We start from the raw sequence: 19,248 nt of genomic DNA, 5'->3' as shown, positions 1-19,248 counted from the left end.
CCTACAAAGTTAGCTGAGGTTGACTATTATTTGAAAGCGGAAAATCGACGTTAAAATTTTTTTTAATCCAACGGCACGCAAGGGTATCAGTCTTTATGGATTGTGATATACTCTGCGCGCACTTTATACCTTATTAACAGAGTAAGACAATGACTGATTTATCAAAATACAGAAACATTGGTATTTTCGCGCACGTTGATGCGGGTAAAACTACCACTACTGAGCGTATCCTGAAGCTTACTGGTAAAATCCACAAAACTGGTGAAGTACACGACGGTGAGTCTACAACTGACTTCATGGAGCAAGAAGCTGAACGTGGTATTACAATCCAGTCTGCAGCGGTAACTTGTGAGTGGAATGGTCACCGTCTAAACGTAATCGATACTCCAGGACACGTTGACTTTACAGTTGAAGTATATCGTTCACTTAAAGTTCTTGATGGTGGTATCGGTGTATTCTGTGGTTCTGGTGGTGTTGAGCCTCAGTCTGAAACAAACTGGCGTTACGCGAACGATTCAGAAGTATCTCGTCTGATCTTCGTTAACAAACTTGACCGTATGGGTGCAGACTTCTACAACGTTGTTGACCAAGTGAAGAACGTTCTTGGTGCAAACCCACTAGTTATGACTTTACCTATCGGTCGTGAAGATGACTTCGTTGGTGTAGTAGACGTACTGAGCCGCAAAGCTTACGTATGGGATGATTCTGGCCTACCAGAAAACTACGAAATCCTAGACGTTCCTGCAGATATGGTTGACGACGTAGAACAATACCGTGAAGAGCTTGTTGAAACAGCTGTTGAACAAGACGACGATCTAATGGAAGCTTACATGGAAGGCGAAGAGCCTACTGTTGAGCAACTAAAAGCTTGTATCCGTAAAGGTACTCGTGAGCTAGCGTTCTTCCCAACGTTCTGTGGTTCTGCGTTCAAAAACAAAGGTGTTCAACTAGTACTTGATGCTGTTGTTGACTACCTACCTGCTCCAAACGAAGTTGATCCTCAACCTCTAACTGATCCTGAAACTGGTGAGCCAACTGGCGAAGTTGCGACAGTATCTGCTGATGAGCCACTACGTGCTCTAGCATTTAAGATCATGGATGACCGTTTCGGTGCTCTAACCTTTATCCGTATCTACTCTGGCCGCATGAAGAAGGGTGACACTATCCTTAACTCAGCGACTGGTAAAACAGAACGTATCGGCCGTATGTGTGAAATGCAAGCGGACGAGCGTAACGAACTTACTGAAGCTCAAGCTGGTGACATCATCGCTGTTGTTGGCATGAAGAACGTTCAAACAGGTCACACTCTATGTGATCCTAAGCACGAATGTACTCTTGAAGCTATGATCTTCCCTGAACCAGTAATCTCTATTGCTGTTTCTCCAAAAGACAAAGGTTCTACTGAGAAAATGGGCATCGCGATCGGTAAAATGGTTGCAGAAGATCCATCATTCCAAGTTGAGACTGATGAAGATTCAGGTGAAACTATCCTGAAAGGTATGGGTGAACTTCACCTAGACATCAAGGTAGATATCCTTAAGCGTACTTACGGCGTTGAGCTAGAAGTAGGTGCTCCACAAGTAGCTTACCGTGAAACTATCACTCAACCAGTTGAAGATAGCTACACGCACAAGAAACAGTCTGGTGGTTCAGGTCAGTTTGGTAAGATCGACTACCGCATCAAACCAGGCGAGCCAAACTCTGGCTTCACGTTCAAGTCAACAGTTGTTGGTGGTAACGTACCTAAAGAATTCTGGCCTGCAGTTGAGAAAGGCTTTGCGTCAATGATGGATACTGGTGTTCTAGCTGGCTTCCCAACTCTAGACGTTGAAGTTGAACTATTTGACGGTGGCTTCCACGCAGTTGACTCGTCAGCAATCGCTTACGAAATCGCAGCGAAAGGCGCATTCCGTCAGTCTATGCCTAAAGCTGGTGCGCAACTTCTTGAGCCAATCATGAACGTTGATGTGTTCACACCAGAAGATAATGTTGGTGATGTAATCGGTGACCTTAACCGTCGTCGTGGTATGATCAAAGACCAACAAGCTGGTACTACAGGCGTTCGTATCAAAGCAGACGTTCCTCTATCAGAAATGTTTGGTTACATCGGTCACCTACGTACTATTACTTCAGGTCGTGGTCAGTTCTCTATGGAGTTCGCACACTACTCACCTTGTCCAGCAAACGTTGCTGAGCAAGTAATCGCAGAAGTTAAAGAGCGCGATGGTAAGAAGTAATTCTTAATTAATATTTATAATTTAAAGCCCTGTTGATACAGGGCTTTTTTATAGGAATTGATCTTTGTAAGTACTTATGATTTATGGATATTTATCTTTATTGATTCGGTAAGTCTTCTTCCCATAAGACCAGTTCACCTTTAGGCCAATTATGGCCGATCTCATGATATTTTTGCTCTAATACATGACGTTTGATTTTTAATGTCGGAGTTAAAATATTGTTCTCGATACTCCAAGGTTCTTGGATCATTAAGACCCCTTTGATTTGTTCATGAGATTCCAGCTCTTGATTCATTTTCGCTATGACGTGGCGTGTGGTTCGAGCATAACGTTCTTTGTCAAAGTTAGGGAAATCATGGGGAACGACTAATAAAATCGGACCAGGTAACCCAAGCCCGATTAAGCACATCATTTCGACCCGACTGTATTCGAATAATTTCTTCTCAATAGGAACAGGGGCGACAAACTTACCTTTCGCTGTTTTAAATGTATCTTTTTTACGCCCTTGTATTATCAAGTAGCCTTCTGTATCGATATGACCAATATCACCAGTGTGTAGCCACCCCTCGGAGTTAAACGATTCCTGAGTCGCAGAATCATTTTTGTAGTAGCCAGAAAACAACCCTTTACTACGAACCATGATTTCGTCGTCTTGGGCAATTTCAAGTTCAATACCAGGCCCTGCGTACCCCACTGAGCCTATCTTATCTGCTCGAAATGGGTAATTGAGAGTACTGTATGCAAACGTCTCTGTCATTCCCCATGCCTCTGTAATATTGAGACCGATTTTTCGGTACCATTCAAGCAGGGCTGGAGAGACAGGAGCAGAACCACAACCAAGAACTCTTGCTTGATCAAGACCTAAGCCATCGGCCAGCTTCTTCTTAATTAAGGCGTTGAGTAAAGGAATTTTCAATAAAATATTCAGTTTCTTTTGCGGTAACTTTTCTTGAATTCGTTGTTGGAAAAGAGTCCATAAACGAGGAACGGAAATAAATAATGTTGGTCGATGCATTTTTACATCTTCAATAAAGGTGTCGAGAGACTCCGGAAAAGCGGTGAGCACTCCACTAGCAATAGAGGTACCTAAGATATAAACCCGCTCAGTGATATGTGCTAAAGGCAGGTAAGAAAATAGTCGGTCACCTTCTTGAATACCGATATGATCAATTAATTGCTTTACCGACCAGTTGAAAGCTCCATAAGTCAGCATGGCGCCCTTAGGTACACCAGAGGTGCCTGAAGTGTAGACAATCGACATGAGCTTATCGTCATGGTGTTGAGGGCGTTCACTACAGGGCTGTGCCGTTTCGACCAAGTCATGAAATTGGTATTGGCAATTTGGGGCACTCTCATACGGGAGAGCAATGCTAATGACTTCTGACAGAGTATTGATTACTTGCTGTGTTGCCGTGGGGTCGTCTAGCTTACCAGCAATTAATGCTTTGCTGCCACTGTGCGTGAGACAGTACTCTATCGTATCAGCACCAGCAGTTGGAAAGATGGGGACGCTAACATAATCGCCTAACATCATGGCTAAATCACAAATGAACCATTCGGCGCAGTTTTTGGAAATAAGGGCAACTTTTTCCCCAGGTTCTATACCTAATTGCCTCAGTGCGCTGACCAACTTTAAAGCTTTATCAGCGACATCTGCGTAGCTGAAGTCAACAAACTTACGATTGATAATCTGTCTTAAGTAAATTTCATCTGGACGTTCTACTGCCCATTTCAGGATAAGCTCATTAGGAGGAGGGAGAGTACAACCAGCGATATTATCTGCAATAGGCTGATTCATTGTCGATGAGTCCATATCTTCTCTCACTTATACTTTTGTTAAAATATTGTTAACTTTAGCATGTTGTTGGAGGATAGGAGAATCCATTTTAGTCAAATATGTGGGCACGGCGAGAGTCTGTTTGCCTATCTTGCTCATTGTTGCAGGATCATGAGAGGAGCTGAATAGAGTGATACCCAAGTAACGTGATATACAGTAACCGCCAGATGCTCTGTTTAGTGAGACAGCTTCAGATGTCTTAGTATTTCTGACTGATGCTAATTTGGGTTTATGAGCTTTTTCCTATAGTTTGCTGGTGAGAAGCCGGTCTTTTTCTTAAAAATACGCCCAAAATAAGAGGCATCTTTATAGCCACATTGATAGGCGATGTAGGAGACTTTAGTACTGTCTTTGAGTAGTAACTTTTTCGCTAAGGAGATGCGGAGTTCTGTGACGTAATCTCTAAAACAAATGCCAAATGTTTGATGGAATAGGCGAGAAAAGTGGTTCGGAGAGTAGTGGCATAATGCGGCAACTTGATCTTCTTTGAGTTTCTTTTTGATATTGTCATTGATGTATTTCGAAACCATCTTGGAATACTTATGGTTAAGTTGCATTATATCGCTACTTTCTTTACTTAAGTGTCTGTCTTTGCTTTCATAATCTAAAAAATATTCGTTGGCTATCCTTGTTACCCAATCTTCACTGATGTTTTTGTCGCTTTGGTTGAGTTCAGCAATAATATGTAATGGTATGAGTGATTTGCATTGGCTTCGGTTTTTTTTATCACAATAAGTTGTTTATTTTGTTTTTCACATAGCTTGATGATTTTTTGTAATTGAGAATCAGGTTTTTCACTAATGAAGTAAAAGAAGTAATTACTCGTACTACGACTTAAATATTTAATCTCATTGCCACATTCAATTAAGTTGAACTTACTCATTAGTAAGCTGTACTGCTTCTGGTTAAGATTTTGGAGAGCTTCTCCAAGCCAATAAATATTTTCTTTATCTGCTTTATTCATCGTTAAAACTTGCCTATTTGACTCGCTTTCTATTTATAACACTGTGAGATCTAAAATATTGTTCAATGTCTAATAAAAAGGATTGTTTGATCTTAATCATAGGTGAGAGTGGCAGAGCTTCAAGCTAAGCATCCATGAGTATGTTGTTAAAAATTACATTGCTTGAATACGAATAAAAACCAAGAAAAACTGAATTTTTTATATTTTAATCCTAAGTGCTTATTTTGGAAAAAGTAATATAATTAATTGTCAATTTCAATAATAAGAAAGTGCTATAGATTAATAAAAAAGTACCATAATAAAAATTGACAGTTTTATTTTTACTTGACTATGTTTTATGCGTTACCACAAAAAATTAGATGTAAAATTATGAAATTCTGCTTTTTATTGCAACCAGAATTATTCATTGTAAAAGGAGAACACTCATGGATAAGTTACGAAACCTGTTTGTAGACTTTGTTGAAGACGAAGAAGGATTGACTCTACTTGAGTATATTCTCGGTGCCGCATTACTTGTTGCAGCATTACTCACTTCGGGGTTTTGGGATACCATCGCAACTAAGTTCTCTACCGTTTCTACTCAAATTACTAATTCATGATATTAACCATGTTCATTAATATCATTATCTGGACCATATTATTTGCTATTGCTGTATCCGATGCACAAAAGCATCGGATACCAAATAAAGCAGTTTTAGGGCTTTTGCTTGCAGTCAGTGTAAGTTTATTACTTATACCCACCACCAACATATGGGAGCATATCTACGGTGGTGTGGTGACTTTTTCAGTGTGTTTTGTTTTGTATATGACCAAAATTATGGCTGGAGGAGACGTCAAGTTGCTGGCTGTCATTGGTGTTTGGCTAGGTTTAGATCATTTGTGGCAGGCTTGCGGATTTATCATTTTGGCTGGTGGCATTGTTAGCGTCTTTTATGTGGCGCTTTATGTATCTTTATCAGGGCATCAGTTTACTGAGCAAGTAAAATGTTACTGTTTTACTAAGGTATCAGCGATGCCAAAGTTAGATAACTCCATATCAATACCCTTTGCTCCTATTGTTGTGCTTGGTTTAGCTTACTTCTTTTATATTCAGTAAGTGAACTCTCTATCACAAATGATTTAATACTTTTGGAGGACGCTATGAGTTCAGAACATCATCAAGTCCTTACTCCACAAATTATACCCCCTTCTATACCTTCATATTGTGAAGAACTCGGAGTACCCACATCAGTTATTGACAGCCTGATTTTAAAATTTCTCGCTGTTTACCCCAAAATTGACTTAGTTGAATTAACCCAGCGCTTAGGTGTGGTTTCTTCTCTTGTCGAATGTTCATTAAGCCTATTGAAAAATCGTAATTTTGTTCAAGTTTTCAAGCCACATGATGATGGGCAGACCAGCAGTTATTCTCATCTTCGATACAGTTTGACTGAGCTGGGTGCTTTAGAAGCTGAACATGCTTTGAACAAAGATCCTTACGTAGGTGCAGTCCCTGTGTCGATTGAGGATTATTGGCGGGTTGTGCAACAACAGGATGTACGTGAAGCGCCAATCACGCGCACTGATATAGAGCGAGCCTTATCAGAAGTGTATGGCTCAGAAGCTTTGATACCTGTTTTGGGGCCCGCCATCAATTCTGGTCGAGCTTTGCTTTTATACGGTCATGCGGGAACAGGGAAAAGTTATGTGGCTTCTAAGGTTTTAAACGCAATGAACACCTCGGTTTTCATCCCTTATGGAGTTTATGTTGACGGACGTATTATCAAAGTCTTTTCCCAACATCATCACCAGAGAGTGTCGACTCCCCACTCAAACATGCTGATCAAACTCAAAGCGAATTACGACCAGCGCTGGGTATTATGTGAGAGGCCTAATATCCAAGTCGGTGGAGAGCTCACAATGAGTATGCTGGAAGTGCAATGTTCAAAGAGCAACCCTGTTTGGACCGCACCGCTGCAGATGATGGCAAATAATGGCATTTTAGTTGTGGATGATTTAGGTCGGCAACCCATGCCTGTTGAGTCGCTATTAAATCGTTGGATTGTCCCGATGGAATATCAGGTCGATCATTTATCGTTGCCTAATGGGCAGCAACTATCCATCCCTTTTGTTCTTACATTAGCATTTTCTTCTAATTTGGCACCGAGTGAAATTGCCGATCCAGCTTTTTTACGTCGACTGGGTTATAAAATTGAATTTCACCCTTTGCAGCAGCAAGACTATAAAGCGTTGTGGTTGAGTTTAGCCTCACGAGAGAAGCTGACATTACCTCCAGAGTTATTTGAGAGGTTATATCAACTGCATCGAGAATTTGAGACGGCTTATTTGCCCTGTTTAGCGAAAGACTTACTTGGGATTTGTCGAGATATTTTGGTTTTTGAAAGTAAATCGAACTTAATCTTACCGGATATTCTGCAGCGAGCCTGGGAACTGTACTTTACAGAAACGAGGTCGGAGGGAGCATGAGTAGACGACAGGTTGGGTTATTACTACTGCTCTCACTGATACTAGGCTTAGCTGCTGTTTTTATCGCGAAGCAATGGCTAGATGGAAAAAAGCAGCAAAAAGCCGTCGTTGAGGAAGTTGAACGCGTACCAGTGTTGATATCAACAATGGACCTTGAGCCAGGGACAGTACTGGAGGATAAACATATTGAATCCAAATTGATGGAAATCAGCTGGGTGAATGAACAAACATTAACGGAAGAGACGTTAAATGAAGGAAGCGTCGTTGCGGCCACCATTTATGCTGGTGAGATGATTCATAGGAGTCGATTGGCGCAACCAGGGGAAGGGGCAACGTTAGCGGCGCTGATTTCAGAAAATAAAAGAGCCATTACGATTCGTGTTAACGATGTGATTGGTGTGGCTGGTTTTTTATTACCAGGCAATAAAGTCGATATTTTAAACACAACGTTGACCCATCAAGGTAAACAGGCGGTAACGAAAACAATATTAACGAATATTAAAGTATTAGCCGTGGATCAAACGGCCAAAACCAATGATAACAAACCTGTTATTGTTCGAGCTGTGACGCTTGAGGTTTCACCTCAACAGGCGAAAAAGCTGCTATCAGCGAACAGTAAAGGGAATATCCAGCTTGCGCTACGGAACCCTCATGAAATAGACCAACCAACTTCAATCAGCAAGCCAGTATCTCGTCCTAAAGTGACTATTATCAAAGGAACGAATGTATCCAGTATTCGAGTAAGGGATTAACGTTGATGAAAAAGGTTTTATGCTTGTTTGTTTTGCTAATGTCATTGAGTTTTGTTGGCCAAGCCACTTCACGTTCATCGACAAATATTCTCACAGTCGCTCAACATCACTCCATACAAGTCCTGTTATCTGGCAAGGCCCAAAAAGTGACGTTAGGCGACCCTAATATCTTGGATCTCATGGTTTTACGTTCTAAGGAACTGTATATCATCGGTAAAAATAAAGGATCGACTAATGTATCGGTTTGGGATAGGCGTGGTCGAGTGATTGAAAAGTTTAATGTTGAAGTAACGCACGATTTAAACACGTTAAAATCCAAGCTCCATCAGTTTCTCCCTCATGATAATATCGAAGTTTATAGCGCTCAGAACACCGTAGTGCTTAAAGGGTTAGTAAGTAACCAACAGAACATGGATACCGCAATAAAATTAGCTAAGGCCTATGTGTCGAGTGAGCAGTCCGGCTACGACGCTCAGTCACAACAGAGGGATTCAAAAGATGCCTCTGATATTGTCAACTTGATGACAATTGGTGGAGCACAACAAGTAACGTTGGAAGTCACGGTTGCGGAAGTTCAACGTTCATTAGTGCGTCGCTTTGACTCAAATTTCCACTTCTTTCAAAAAGGTGGGGATTTCAGCTGGGGAGGCACGACCACGGGCGGAGGAGTCGAGGGTATTGCTCCAATTTTCCCCTCTCAGAATGTCGAAGAGTTTGGCTTTTTAGGGGCATTTATCGACAGCAATACGCTTTTCTCATTTGCTTTGGATATTGCTCGGCAAAATGGCGTAGCCAAAATTTTAGCAGAGCCTAGCCTCACGGCTTTAAGCGGCACTTCAGCCGAATTTGTCGCTGGTGGAGAGTTTCCAATCCCTGTCCCCAGCGCTGATGGTGTGACGATCGATTATAAGGAATATGGCGTTCAACTGGACTTTGTGCCTTATATCTTGAGTGATAAAAGAATCAACTTAAAAATGAACGTGAATGTCAGCGAGATTGCCAACTCTGGTGTGCTGACATTTAATCCAAATGAAGTGAACTCCACCTTTTTTATTCCTCCAATTACCAAACGCAGCGCGAAAACAACCATTGAATTAGCCGATGGACAAACAATCGGTATCGCAGGTCTGTTAAGTGAAAATGCTCGGAATGTTTCTGATGGTTTACCTGGCGCAAGTGATTTACCGATTTTAGGCCGTCTGTTTAAAAGCGAAGCCTTTACTTCAGGGGAAACAGAATTGGTCATTTTAGTGACGCCTAAGCTGGCGACACCTATCGACCGTCGTCGTATCACCTTACCAACAGATGGGTTTATCAGTCCCAACGATGTCGAATTTTATCTGCTAGGTAAAGGGGCAAAATTAGATATAGAAAAGTATCAACTTTATGGTATTGAGGAAGAAGTACCAAGCGAAAATTATCAGCTCTACAACATCTATGATGCAGGCTCGGAAGGTAAGTTTGGTCATAGTTTATAAAGGGGGAGGAGGATGTTAACAATAAAGTGGACAGCAGTTGGTTTGGCATTGGCTTTATGTGGGTGTGCACATCCTCCCCAATTAGGAACCTCGTTGAATCAGTTACGTTCTGAGCAAACTTTGGATCCAAACGCCTGGCATTCAAATCTGCACTTTTTACCTGAGGGTAATGGGCAAAGAACTCAAGTGAGCATGGAAATATATCAGCGCAATGGTGTCACTCAACAGCAATGAGGTCGTTGTTAAGGAGGGAAAGTGAGGCAGCATCAACGAGGTATTACCTTAGTTTTATTCAGTATGGTTTTGCTGATTTTATTGGGTGTCGCTGCTTTTGCTATCGACTTGAATCATCAAGTCTTGAATAAAACTCGTCTGCAAAATGCGGTTGATGCTGCAGCATTAGCTGGAGCATTAAGTGTCGATAGTACAGGAAGTGTATTCACTGCGGAGACGGTAGTACTCAGCACTCTCGACGGTATATCGGACTCAGCTGGAAATTCAGAATTAAATTTTATGGCTGACCATACTACGGTCTCCTTTTCTGTCGATCGCCTTAATTTTTATACGGCGACAAATTTCGTTCATTCCATTGAGCAAGACGATGTTTATGTTCGTGTTTCGGTCTCCAATTTAGCGTTGACGCAGTATCTAAGCGGTTTATTTGGCGTTGATAAATATATTTCTGCGAGTGCGATGGCTGGGCGAAGTGCGGGGATGCAGTACAGCTGTAATCTTACTCCCATTGCGATCTGTGGGGATACGACGAGTGATAGCGATCAGGCATGGGGTTATCAGCCAGCAGGATACGAGCCGATAACTGATAGAGCCCCTTCGTTAGTGCATGAACTTAAAGTCGGCGATCAAAATAATACGGATATGGGCCCTGGAAATTTTCAATTACTCGATTTTGGGCAAGAGACGGGTAATAGTGGGGCTGCGATGGTGAGAGAATCCCTTTCCGGTGCTTACAATGGTTGTGCCAGCATAGGTCAATTGATTCAAACCAAGCCGGGTAACAGCACGGGCCCTGTCGCTCAAGGGTTAAATGTCAGGCTAAATGACTTTTCTGGCCCAATAAAAAATGACGGAGAAGTTTTGCCAGATAAATACGTCAAGCAGCCTAATGTTCTTGCACAGTCAGGGAGTGAATACGCTGGTGATTGGTACTACGCAGATTATTTACAAGAGTTAAGAAATTGTGAACAGGGTGGGGTATGTGATGCGCAGCAGTATACTGGTGATGGCGGTGCAAACGAGCGGCGAATATTACGTATTCCTATTGTTGATTGTACCGCTTCAACTGGGCGTACAGAATTTGAAATTCTTGGGTTTGGTTGCTTTTTTTTATTACAGCAAGTGAACAAATCTGGTGATGCGGCGGTCTTTGGGCAATTCTTAAGTAATTGCTTGATTAACAATGGTTCGGCGGGGTTAGAAGCGAGTGATAAGGGGTTCTATCGGATACAGCTTTATAAAGATCCAATGAGTGGAGCGGCTTAGATGCCAACGCTATTACGTTCATCGTTCAAATCGAGAGGAATCGCCGCACTAGAGTTTATCATTGTGCTCCCGGTATTACTGATGTTGGTGGTATTAGTGATTGATGTCTGCAGAGTTTTTATTGAATACACTACGTTAAATAAAGCCTTACATGGCGGTGTTCGTTATGCCGTGATGGATACCTATGGGACATTGACATTAGATACCATTGCAGATGAAACAAAGATAAAAAACTTTGTTATGTATGGCCACCCAACGGCAAGTATCACCCCGATTATTGATACGATCACAGCTGAAGATATTTCGATAACGCCACCAACCGACAGTAATAAGGCGGTTGTTGTTTCAGCGACTTACCAGTACTCCCCTATTTTTGCCCAATTGCCTTTTACCGAGCAAAACCTGCAGTTTGATATTGTTGCGACGGCAACGATGAGGGTAAGCCCATGAGAGTTTGCCCAGCAAAAGTATCTTTGTCTAAATCCTTTGCTTCAAAGCAGCGAGGCGTGACGCAAATTGAATTCTCTTTGATTGCACTGGCGGTGTTGTTAATGATTTTTATGATTATCGAATTTGCGTTGTATTTCTTTTCTGTTCAAATGGTGAATGAGGTAACGCGTAGATCGGCACGTTTAGCTGCTGTTTGTTATATTGCTGATCGTGATGATATTCCTCAACTTCCCTCTATTGCAAACTTATATCCTACTGGTTTTACAGCGGATAATGTTGAAATTACCTATTTAGACACCGATGGAATAAGTGTTAATGTCTCGGGCTTTTTTACCTCACCGCCAGCCAATCAAAGCAGTTTATCCGCGACGCTTGCGGAGATTAAATATGTAAAAGCAGAAGCGGTTAACTATACTTTTCAATTCTTTCTCTTATCTATTTTGATTGATGCAGTTGGAGTAACCCCGGCTTTTGAAACCATTTTGCCGGCTGAAAGTCTTGGTATTTTAAGACCTGAAGGTGGGAGTACTATTGAAGATTGCTAATGAGGTTTTTACACGATGAAGCCAATCAAACATCCGGATGCAAAGTCTAATAAGCTCAAAACCAGCTTATCACTCATGATTGTCTATTCTTCTGTGGGCCTAAAAAATCATCTACAAGAGCTATTGTCCCGGTGCCCTAATATCCAATTAAACTGCATCGAATTATCTGAGTTTGAACTTGGTTGCATGAAGTCTCACGCTTTACCTGATCTTATCTATATTGAAGTCGGTGATCATTGGGCGCAAAAAGTAACGGATGTTTTCTCAAAAGAGAGCCACCTGCAAAATAGCCAGACAGCTTTGGTCGTATTTGGGCATGAAAATGACACCGATGCTCTGAAAATGGCCATACGTTTAGGGGCGACAGATTATTTTTCTTTGTTAGTGAAATTTGATGAACTCTATCCAATGTTACAAGAACTCGCGGAAGAAAAAGCCCAGACTTTTAATTTAGGTAATATTTCTTTGTTTATTAATGCTAAAGGAGGATCTGGAGCGACCACTTTAGCCATCAATACTGCGACGGCACTGAGTTCTTATTCCAAGCATAAGGTTCTTTTTATCGATCTTGACCCACAATTTAGCGATTCTTCCGATTATCTAAACTGCAACCCCAAATACAGCATAGAGGACGTACTGGGGGCAATGAATGATTTGGATGAATTGTCGCTAGATACGATGGTGCATCAACTTTCCTCTGGACTTTATTATTTAGGCTTCGAACAAGGCAGTGCTTTTGACAATAGCTGCGATGCATCCCAGATTTGTGAGTTGATTTTACATCTTAGACGTTACTACTCTCATATTATTATTGATATGTCACAAGGTGTTAGACAGGTTTTTCAGCCTATCATCTCTGTTGCGTCTTATGCCTTTCTCGTCATGCAACAAAATGTCACTACAGTTAAGCATGCTCTTCATTATTTGCGCACCTTAGAACTGAACTATGATTTAAGACGTGAGCAAATCAAACTGATCGTGAATCGTTTCAGTAAAAAAATGAGTATATCGGTTAAAGATATTCTTAACACGGTTGGGCAGCTCAACGTTTATGTCGTGCCGAATGATTTTTTAGCGATGGTCGAGAGCACGAATATGGGCACTCCTATAGTGAATTCGAAAAAGAGTAGACAAATAACATCCGTCTTATTCGACATGGCTCATTCATTAGAGTCTCCGGGGAATGCATCACAAGGTTGGTTGAAAAGGCTGTTTTCCTAATTGAATGAAGGGGGCGAGATGTTTTTTAAACGAAAAAATGTGGGCAGTGGGTTTCAGCCAGCAGAGAAAGGAAAACAACAGGAATTGCTTCAAAGGGAAGATAACTTGGTTACAGACGATGCCCCTGTCGTTGTTCAAGAGGAACCTTCTGTATCAGAGGCTCAATCAGTCGCCGTTGATAAGCAAAAGAAGCAGCTAGAAAATGATCTTGAGATAAAACATTATTACCACAAAAAACTGCTGGACACGCTTGATCTTGGTTTATTGGCTCATTTACAAGAGGAGAGAGCTAAAAAGGAATTAAAAGAAGCGATAGGGATTTTAATTGCTGAAGACCAAATGTACCCCTTAAGCTCCGAGGCCCGCTTGCGTGTTATTCATCAAATAGAAGATGAAGTTTTCGGCTTGGGACCTCTTGAACCTCTTTTAGCCGATTCAACCATTTCTGATATTCTCGTCAATGGCCCTAAGAATATTTATGTTGAACGTTTTGGTAAGTTAGAAAAAACCCATCACACTTTTCTGGATGAACGTCATCTACGTAATATTATTGATCGAATTGTAGGCCAAGTAGGACGACGGATTGATGAAGCCTCGCCAATGGTCGATGCCCGTTTGAAGGATGGCTCTCGGTTTAATGCCATCATCCCTCCTCTTGCAATAGATGGCCCTTCTGTGTCGATTCGGCGTTTCGCGGTTGAGCGACTCAATATGGATAACCTGCTTGCGATTCATTCACTCTCTCCTGAAATGGGGCAGTTTCTCAATGCTGCAGTTGTAGGTGAAATGAATATTTTAATTTCAGGTGGGACTGGTTCGGGGAAAACCACCACGTTAAACATTCTTTCCAGTTTTATTCCTAGTGATCAACGCATCGTAACCATCGAAGACTCAGCAGAGCTTCAACTTCAACAGCCACACATTATTCGTCTTGAAACACGCCCTGCCAACATTGAAGGTAAAGGTGAAATATCACAGAGAGAGTTAGTGAAAAATTCGCTACGGATGAGACCTGATCGCATTGTTATTGGTGAGGTTCGAGGTGCGGAAGCTGTTGATATGTTGGCTGCCATGAATACTGGACATGACGGCTCTCTTGCGACCATTCATGCGAATACTCCTCGTGATGCTTTGAGTCGTATCGAAAATTTATTCTCCATGGCTGGTTGGAATGTATCGACTAAGAACTTAAGAGCTCAGATTACCTCCGCCATTCATCTTGTGGTGCAAATGGAACGTCAGGAAGATGGTAAACGTCGCATGGTCAGTATACAGGAAGTGAATGGAATGGAAGGCGAAGTGATTACTATGTCCGAGATCTTTCATTTTCAGCGCACTGGTGTTGATAGTAAAGGTAATGTGCAAGGGAGTTATCAAGCAACAGGCGTGGTGCCAAGTTGCCATGACCGCCTCACCAAACGTGGTTTAGATTTGCCCTATGACATTTATCAGGATAAATCTCAATAGGAGTGCACTCTATGGATGGTGAGTTACTGTTATTTTTGGTTCTGCTGTTTTTTTCCATTTTCTTTGTTAGCCAGGCACTTATTTTTCCTTCTGCTAGAGAAAAAATAAAGCGTCAAAAAATTTTAGCTCGGATAGAGAATCAGGAAACAAAGAATACGGAAGAAAATATTTCTATTTTAAAAGGCAATACGTTAGAAAATGAGCCTTTTTTTGTTCGTTGGTTAAGTCATTTTCGATTTCTAGAACGATTGAGCAATATGCTCACTTTAGCAGGTCTATCACTAAGTTTAAGCCAGTTTCTGGGCTGGGTTTTGTTGCTATTTAGCGGTGTTACATTGGCCCTTTTTTTGTTTGGTCAAACTTGGTATATCAGTTTTGGTGGAGGAGGCGTAAGTTGTATTGTGGTATTCGCTTATCTCAAAAAAAGGATCAGTGATCGCTTAATGCAGTTTGAAGAGCAGCTTCCCGAAGCTTTGGATATTATCAAACGAGTTTTGCAAGCAGGGCAGCCGATTAACCATGCTTTTGGGGAAGTGGGTAGAGAAATGAACGCTCCCCTAGGCCCAGAATTTCTCAATACCTTTAATCTACTTAACTATGGCTATGACTTGCGCTTGGCGGTATTGCAAATGTCTGAACGTGTCCCTACGGTGTCTTTGCTTGCCTTTTCTAGTGCGGTTCTACTGCAAAAAGAAACCGGAGGAAACCTCGTTGAGAACATAGAAAAACTCTCTCAAATACTGCGGGCTCGATTTAAATTAGCACGTAAGATTAAAACCATTTCTGCAGAGTCTCGGATGTCTGCCTGGGTTCTGATGTTAGCGCCATTCGCCATGTATGTGGTGATTTCTCTCATTCGACCCGAATATATTGCCTTGCTTCATACGAGTCCTATGGGGGTCAAAATGATTATTGGCGGGATAGTCTCGCTATTTATTGGCTCGTTATGGATTCGTCGCATCATTAATATTGAGGTGTGATTATGAAGGGAAGGGCATAAGTATGGATGGTAAGTTTTAAGTATGAATAGTGATACTAGACGGTACTTATTGACCAATATTGTGTTGGAGAACGAGTACCTTTTACTGATTGGGCTCTTTATTTTTATCGTCTTACTTGTTGTGCTGCTTGGCGTTTTGAGTATAAAAAGGTCATCACCTGTAAAAAGGAAATTAGCAGAGTTAACAGACAAGAAAAGCCCTTCTGTTTCAAAGAAAAGCCACATTCCAGATTCACTGACTTCTTTAGCACCGCTGACATTGCCAAAGAGCGAAAAAGAAAGGCAAACTACGCGCGAGAAATTACTTCATGCTGGTTTTGATCAGCCTCATGCTTTGTCAATGTTTTATACTTTTAAATCGCTGACGATACTGTTCGGCAGTGCCATTATCGTTTGGCTATATTGGGCAATGCCAGAGGCCCAATATCTATATACCTATATGGCTGGGGTCGGGTTTCTTGGGCTTTTCTTACCCAATATTTTACTGCAAAAGCGAGTGAGCCAACGTCAACAACGCATTCGAGCTGGCATCCCTGATATGTTGGATTTGCTTGTAGTGTGTACTGAATCTGGCCTCGGATTCAATGCTTCATTACAACGTGTTGCCAACGAAATTTCTTTATCACACTTAGACTTAGCCAATGAGATGGACACCGTTTGCCAAAAAATTCAGGCGGGTAAGCCTATGGCCGATTCTTTGAAAGAGTTAGTCAACCGAACTGGGCTAAATGAATTAATGGGATTAGTCAGTATGTTAAGTCATGCCGCGAAAGTCGGAGGAAGCTTAGTGAACTCCTTACGTGAATATACGGAAGATTATCGTGACAGACGTCAACAAGCGGCCGAAGAGTTGGCCGCTAAAATACCGGTTAAAATGATGTTTCCAATGATACTTTTTATCTGGCCATGCTTCTTTATTGTGACGATTGGCCCGGCTCTTATATCTTTAGCGGATGCATTTTCTAATTGAAGAGTGAGGTAGAGAATCGTGATGAATAGGTACCTTATTTTGTTGCTCTGGTTGGTTGGATGTTCAACCACAGAGCCCCATGCTGATTTTAACTCTGATTTGTATTCAGGGGTGCCTGTTGCGTCTTTAGCAAGTGGTGAACCGCCTAAAAATGAGAGTGAGGCGATTACTCGTGGAGACAGAGCATTAAGCAACCAGCAATTTGATTTAGCCTTATATGAATATCTGCGCTCTCTGTCTTTCCCTGACGCAGAATATAAAGAACACACCTTTTACACTGTTGGCCAGATTCATCTCGCTCGTGAAAACTATGTTTTGGCTGAAAAGTCTTTTCAAGCGTCAGTAGGTGAAGACCCTAACCATATTGGTTCGCTACAGGCGTTGGGCACACTCTATACTAAGCGTGGTGAGCGGCAACAAGGTCAGCAGTATTACTTGAATGCTCTGAACGCGGATCAGCAGCGCCTCGGTCGTGATGTTAAAACGCGATTATCCCCACAGAGTCTCTCTACTTATCTTGTTGACCATCAGTCTCCAACAGAAGCCTATGCTGGGTTAGGAATACTTTATGATCTTGAGCAGCAGCATGCGTTTGCCCAACGCTTGTTTGACAAAGCATTAAAGATTAACCCGAGAGATGTGAAAGCACTGATTGGGCTGGGCTACTCTTATTATATGTCTGGAGAACTGAATAAGGCTGTGTACTTTACTCAAGCCGCATTAAAACAATCTCCCAATCAAGAACAAGCCATTAATAACTTGGCTTTAATCGCAATTGCTCAAGATCAACCTCAGCAGGCGCTCAGCATTTTTCGTCGCCATATGAGTGAGGAAAAAGCACTCAATAATGTAGGTTACTTTCTGATTTTAAATGGAAAACCGGATGAGGCGATTCCTTATTTGCAACGAGCGATTGATACTAAGCCGTCTTATTACGAGTTAGCGAATAAAAACCTAGTGCGTGCCTTGAGCTTAATCCGTAAAAACGGCGACACTTCTCGGGCTGTGATTACTACGCCCAAGTGACATCAAAGGCTGGATTCAGAGTACTTTGAGGTCACTTGGCTAAACATACACGCTAAAAAGTTTTAAATCATGCTGATGATTATCCCAGAGCCCACAAAAAATAAGATCATCCACAAAATAGAGAGTTTGAGCTTTTGGTGTAAATAGAAGCCAGTAATGACCAATGCAATATCGATAGGATCAACAACAGCACTGGTGAACACTGGCTGATACAGAGCGGCCAACAGTAGTCCGACGACAGCAGCATTGACACCATTGATGGCTCCTGCCACATTGGGTTTGCTGGCCAAAGCTTGCCAATTTTTTAATACTCCGAGTAGGAGTAAAAAGCCCGGTAAGAAGACGCCAGCTGTAGCAATGATGGCACCGAGCACAGGTAGGTCTGATAGCTCATAACCAATGTAGGTTGCAAAAGTAAACATCGGTCCTGGGACGGCTTGAGCGGCAGCGTAACCAGTGAGAAAGGTGTCTTGACTGAGCTGGTCACCCACAATATTTTGCAGAAGTGGTAGCACAACATGCCCACCGCCAAAAACGAGGCTACCAGCTTGGAAGAAATCACTAAATAGGCTAAGTAATGGCAGGCTTTGAGAAACAAAAGGTAAACCTATCAATAATATTGCGAATAAAATTAATGGAGCAAACGTGGGTTTAAAAGGTTGAGTGTGATCGCTTGAATGTTGCTTAAGCCAATGAGCACCGATTAAACCTGCAATCAGTAAAACCAGCATTTGAGAGGTGATACTGGGGACAAGAAGCAGAACAATGGCCGTCGTGACACACAAGCCCGCGGTGAGCTTTGTTTGGCAGAAATTCTTGTACATCCCCCATGTTGCATCAGCGACAACGACGACAGCCAGTAGCTTTAATCCATGAACAATATTTTGAAATAAATCGGTTTCGGTAATATGACTGCTCACCGTTGCCAGTAGCAACATGATTAAGATAGAAGGCAGGGTAAAACCTAAGAAAGCCAGACATGCGCCGAGTAACCCACCTCGCTTGTAGCCAAGTGCAAAACCGACTTGGCTTGAGCCGGGGCCGGGTAAAAACTGACTCAGAGCGACCAACTGGGCATATTCACTATCATCAATCCATTTGAGCTTTTCTACAAACGTTTGGCGAAAGTAACCAATGTGTGCTGCCGGGCCACCAAAGCTGATCCAGCCAAGCATAAAAAAGGTCTTAAAAATAGTAAACATAGGTTCCCTGTCTCTCTGCGATTGCTTTATGTGTTTAACCGATATCGTACGGACTGCGTTACTCTAAGCAATCACTGAGCAGGATTCAAATAAATAATTTTCTTTATAGTGTCGTCGTGATACCCAAGTAACT

The 19,248-nt window shown here is 41.9% G+C and carries 19 protein-coding genes; 15 read left to right on the top strand and 4 right to left on the bottom strand.

Annotation, left to right across the window (positions count from 1 at the left end; all coding sequences use genetic code 11):
• Window positions 1-149 precede the first annotated feature (149 nt).
• Complete coding sequence (fusA, locus tag BS333_RS10850) at window positions 150-2,237, top strand: elongation factor G (RefSeq protein WP_021708168.1); 2,088 nt, start codon at window positions 150-152, stop codon at window positions 2,235-2,237.
• A 97-nt stretch (window positions 2,238-2,334) separates the two neighbouring features.
• Here the strand turns inward: fusA and BS333_RS10845 are convergent, their stop codons facing one another.
• The 3 genes from BS333_RS10845 to BS333_RS10835 form a co-directional block, all read right to left on the bottom strand.
• The gene (locus tag BS333_RS10845) at window positions 2,335-4,050 is read right to left on the bottom strand and encodes an AMP-binding protein (RefSeq protein ID WP_021708169.1); all 1,716 of its coding nucleotides are present in this window, start codon (window positions 4,048-4,050) and stop codon (window positions 2,335-2,337) included.
• 242 nt (window positions 4,051-4,292) lie between these two features.
• Window positions 4,293-4,631, bottom strand: a complete 339-nt coding sequence (locus BS333_RS10840; protein ID WP_101903891.1) for a helix-turn-helix domain-containing protein — start codon at window positions 4,629-4,631, stop codon at window positions 4,293-4,295.
• 74 nt (window positions 4,632-4,705) lie between these two features.
• On the bottom strand, window positions 4,706-5,038 hold the full coding sequence (locus tag BS333_RS10835) for a hypothetical protein (RefSeq protein ID WP_101903890.1): 333 nt from the start codon (window positions 5,036-5,038) through the stop codon (window positions 4,706-4,708).
• Between the two features lie 425 nt (window positions 5,039-5,463).
• Between BS333_RS10835 and BS333_RS22180 the strand changes: the two genes are divergently transcribed.
• The 14 genes from BS333_RS22180 to BS333_RS10770 are packed head-to-tail and all read left to right on the top strand — an operon-like array spanning window position 5,464 to window position 17,913.
• The gene (locus BS333_RS22180) at window positions 5,464-5,637 is read left to right on the top strand and encodes a Flp family type IVb pilin (RefSeq protein ID WP_021708171.1); all 174 of its coding nucleotides are present in this window, start codon (window positions 5,464-5,466) and stop codon (window positions 5,635-5,637) included.
• Between the two features lie 8 nt (window positions 5,638-5,645).
• Window positions 5,646-6,134, top strand: a complete 489-nt coding sequence (locus BS333_RS10830) for an A24 family peptidase (RefSeq protein ID WP_033003191.1) — start codon at window positions 5,646-5,648, stop codon at window positions 6,132-6,134.
• A 44-nt stretch (window positions 6,135-6,178) separates the two neighbouring features.
• Window positions 6,179-7,504, top strand: a complete 1,326-nt coding sequence (locus tag BS333_RS10825) for an ATPase (RefSeq protein WP_021708173.1) — start codon at window positions 6,179-6,181, stop codon at window positions 7,502-7,504.
• Complete coding sequence (gene cpaB / locus BS333_RS10820; RefSeq protein WP_021708174.1) at window positions 7,501-8,256, top strand: Flp pilus assembly protein CpaB; 756 nt, start codon at window positions 7,501-7,503, stop codon at window positions 8,254-8,256. Before BS333_RS10825 ends, cpaB begins: the two co-directional genes overlap by 4 nt.
• Before the next feature lie 5 nt (window positions 8,257-8,261).
• The gene (locus BS333_RS10815) at window positions 8,262-9,734 is read left to right on the top strand and encodes a type II and III secretion system protein family protein (RefSeq protein WP_021708175.1); all 1,473 of its coding nucleotides are present in this window, start codon (window positions 8,262-8,264) and stop codon (window positions 9,732-9,734) included.
• 12 nt (window positions 9,735-9,746) lie between these two features.
• Complete coding sequence (locus tag BS333_RS10810) at window positions 9,747-9,968, top strand: hypothetical protein (protein WP_021708176.1); 222 nt, start codon at window positions 9,747-9,749, stop codon at window positions 9,966-9,968.
• A 21-nt stretch (window positions 9,969-9,989) separates the two neighbouring features.
• The gene (locus BS333_RS10805; protein WP_021708177.1) at window positions 9,990-11,234 is read left to right on the top strand and encodes a TadE/TadG family type IV pilus assembly protein; all 1,245 of its coding nucleotides are present in this window, start codon (window positions 9,990-9,992) and stop codon (window positions 11,232-11,234) included.
• The gene (locus BS333_RS10800; protein WP_021708178.1) at window positions 11,235-11,684 is read left to right on the top strand and encodes a TadE/TadG family type IV pilus assembly protein; all 450 of its coding nucleotides are present in this window, start codon (window positions 11,235-11,237) and stop codon (window positions 11,682-11,684) included. It abuts the gene before it with no gap.
• A complete protein-coding gene (locus BS333_RS10795; protein ID WP_021708179.1) occupies window positions 11,681-12,229 on the top strand; it encodes a TadE/TadG family type IV pilus assembly protein in 549 nt (182 codons plus the stop codon). The genes BS333_RS10800 and BS333_RS10795 overlap by 4 nt, the downstream gene beginning before the upstream one ends.
• A 15-nt stretch (window positions 12,230-12,244) precedes the next feature.
• Window positions 12,245-13,450 (top strand): nucleotide-binding protein, encoded by a 1,206-nt coding sequence (locus BS333_RS10790; protein ID WP_021708180.1) that lies wholly within the window; start codon window positions 12,245-12,247, stop codon window positions 13,448-13,450.
• A gap of 18 nt (window positions 13,451-13,468) precedes the next feature.
• Entirely contained in the window at window positions 13,469-14,917 is a 1,449-nt protein-coding gene (locus BS333_RS10785; RefSeq protein WP_021708181.1) for a CpaF family protein, read from the top strand.
• Between the two features lie 11 nt (window positions 14,918-14,928).
• Window positions 14,929-15,897, top strand: a complete 969-nt coding sequence (locus BS333_RS10780; RefSeq protein WP_021708182.1) for a type II secretion system F family protein — start codon at window positions 14,929-14,931, stop codon at window positions 15,895-15,897.
• Between the two features lie 42 nt (window positions 15,898-15,939).
• Window positions 15,940-16,887, top strand: coding sequence for a type II secretion system F family protein (locus BS333_RS10775; RefSeq protein WP_021708183.1), 948 nt, complete (start codon window positions 15,940-15,942; stop codon window positions 16,885-16,887).
• Window positions 16,888-16,902: 15 nt separating this feature from the next.
• Window positions 16,903-17,913 (top strand): tetratricopeptide repeat protein, encoded by a 1,011-nt coding sequence (locus BS333_RS10770; protein WP_081638499.1) that lies wholly within the window; start codon window positions 16,903-16,905, stop codon window positions 17,911-17,913.
• 62 nt (window positions 17,914-17,975) lie between these two features.
• Here BS333_RS10770 and chrA read toward each other — a convergent pair whose 3' ends face one another.
• Window positions 17,976-19,115 carry a chromate efflux transporter gene (gene chrA / locus BS333_RS10765; RefSeq protein WP_021708185.1) on the bottom strand — a complete coding sequence of 380 codons (1,140 nt, stop codon included), beginning with the start codon at window positions 19,113-19,115 and terminating at the stop codon, window positions 17,976-17,978.
• Window positions 19,116-19,248 lie beyond the last annotated feature (133 nt).

This window comes from Vibrio azureus (assembly GCF_002849855.1).
Classification (GTDB): domain Bacteria; phylum Pseudomonadota; class Gammaproteobacteria; order Enterobacterales; family Vibrionaceae; genus Vibrio; species Vibrio azureus.
Note: the sequence above shows the minus strand (reverse complement) of the source record. Positions and strands in the feature narration are given on the sequence as shown.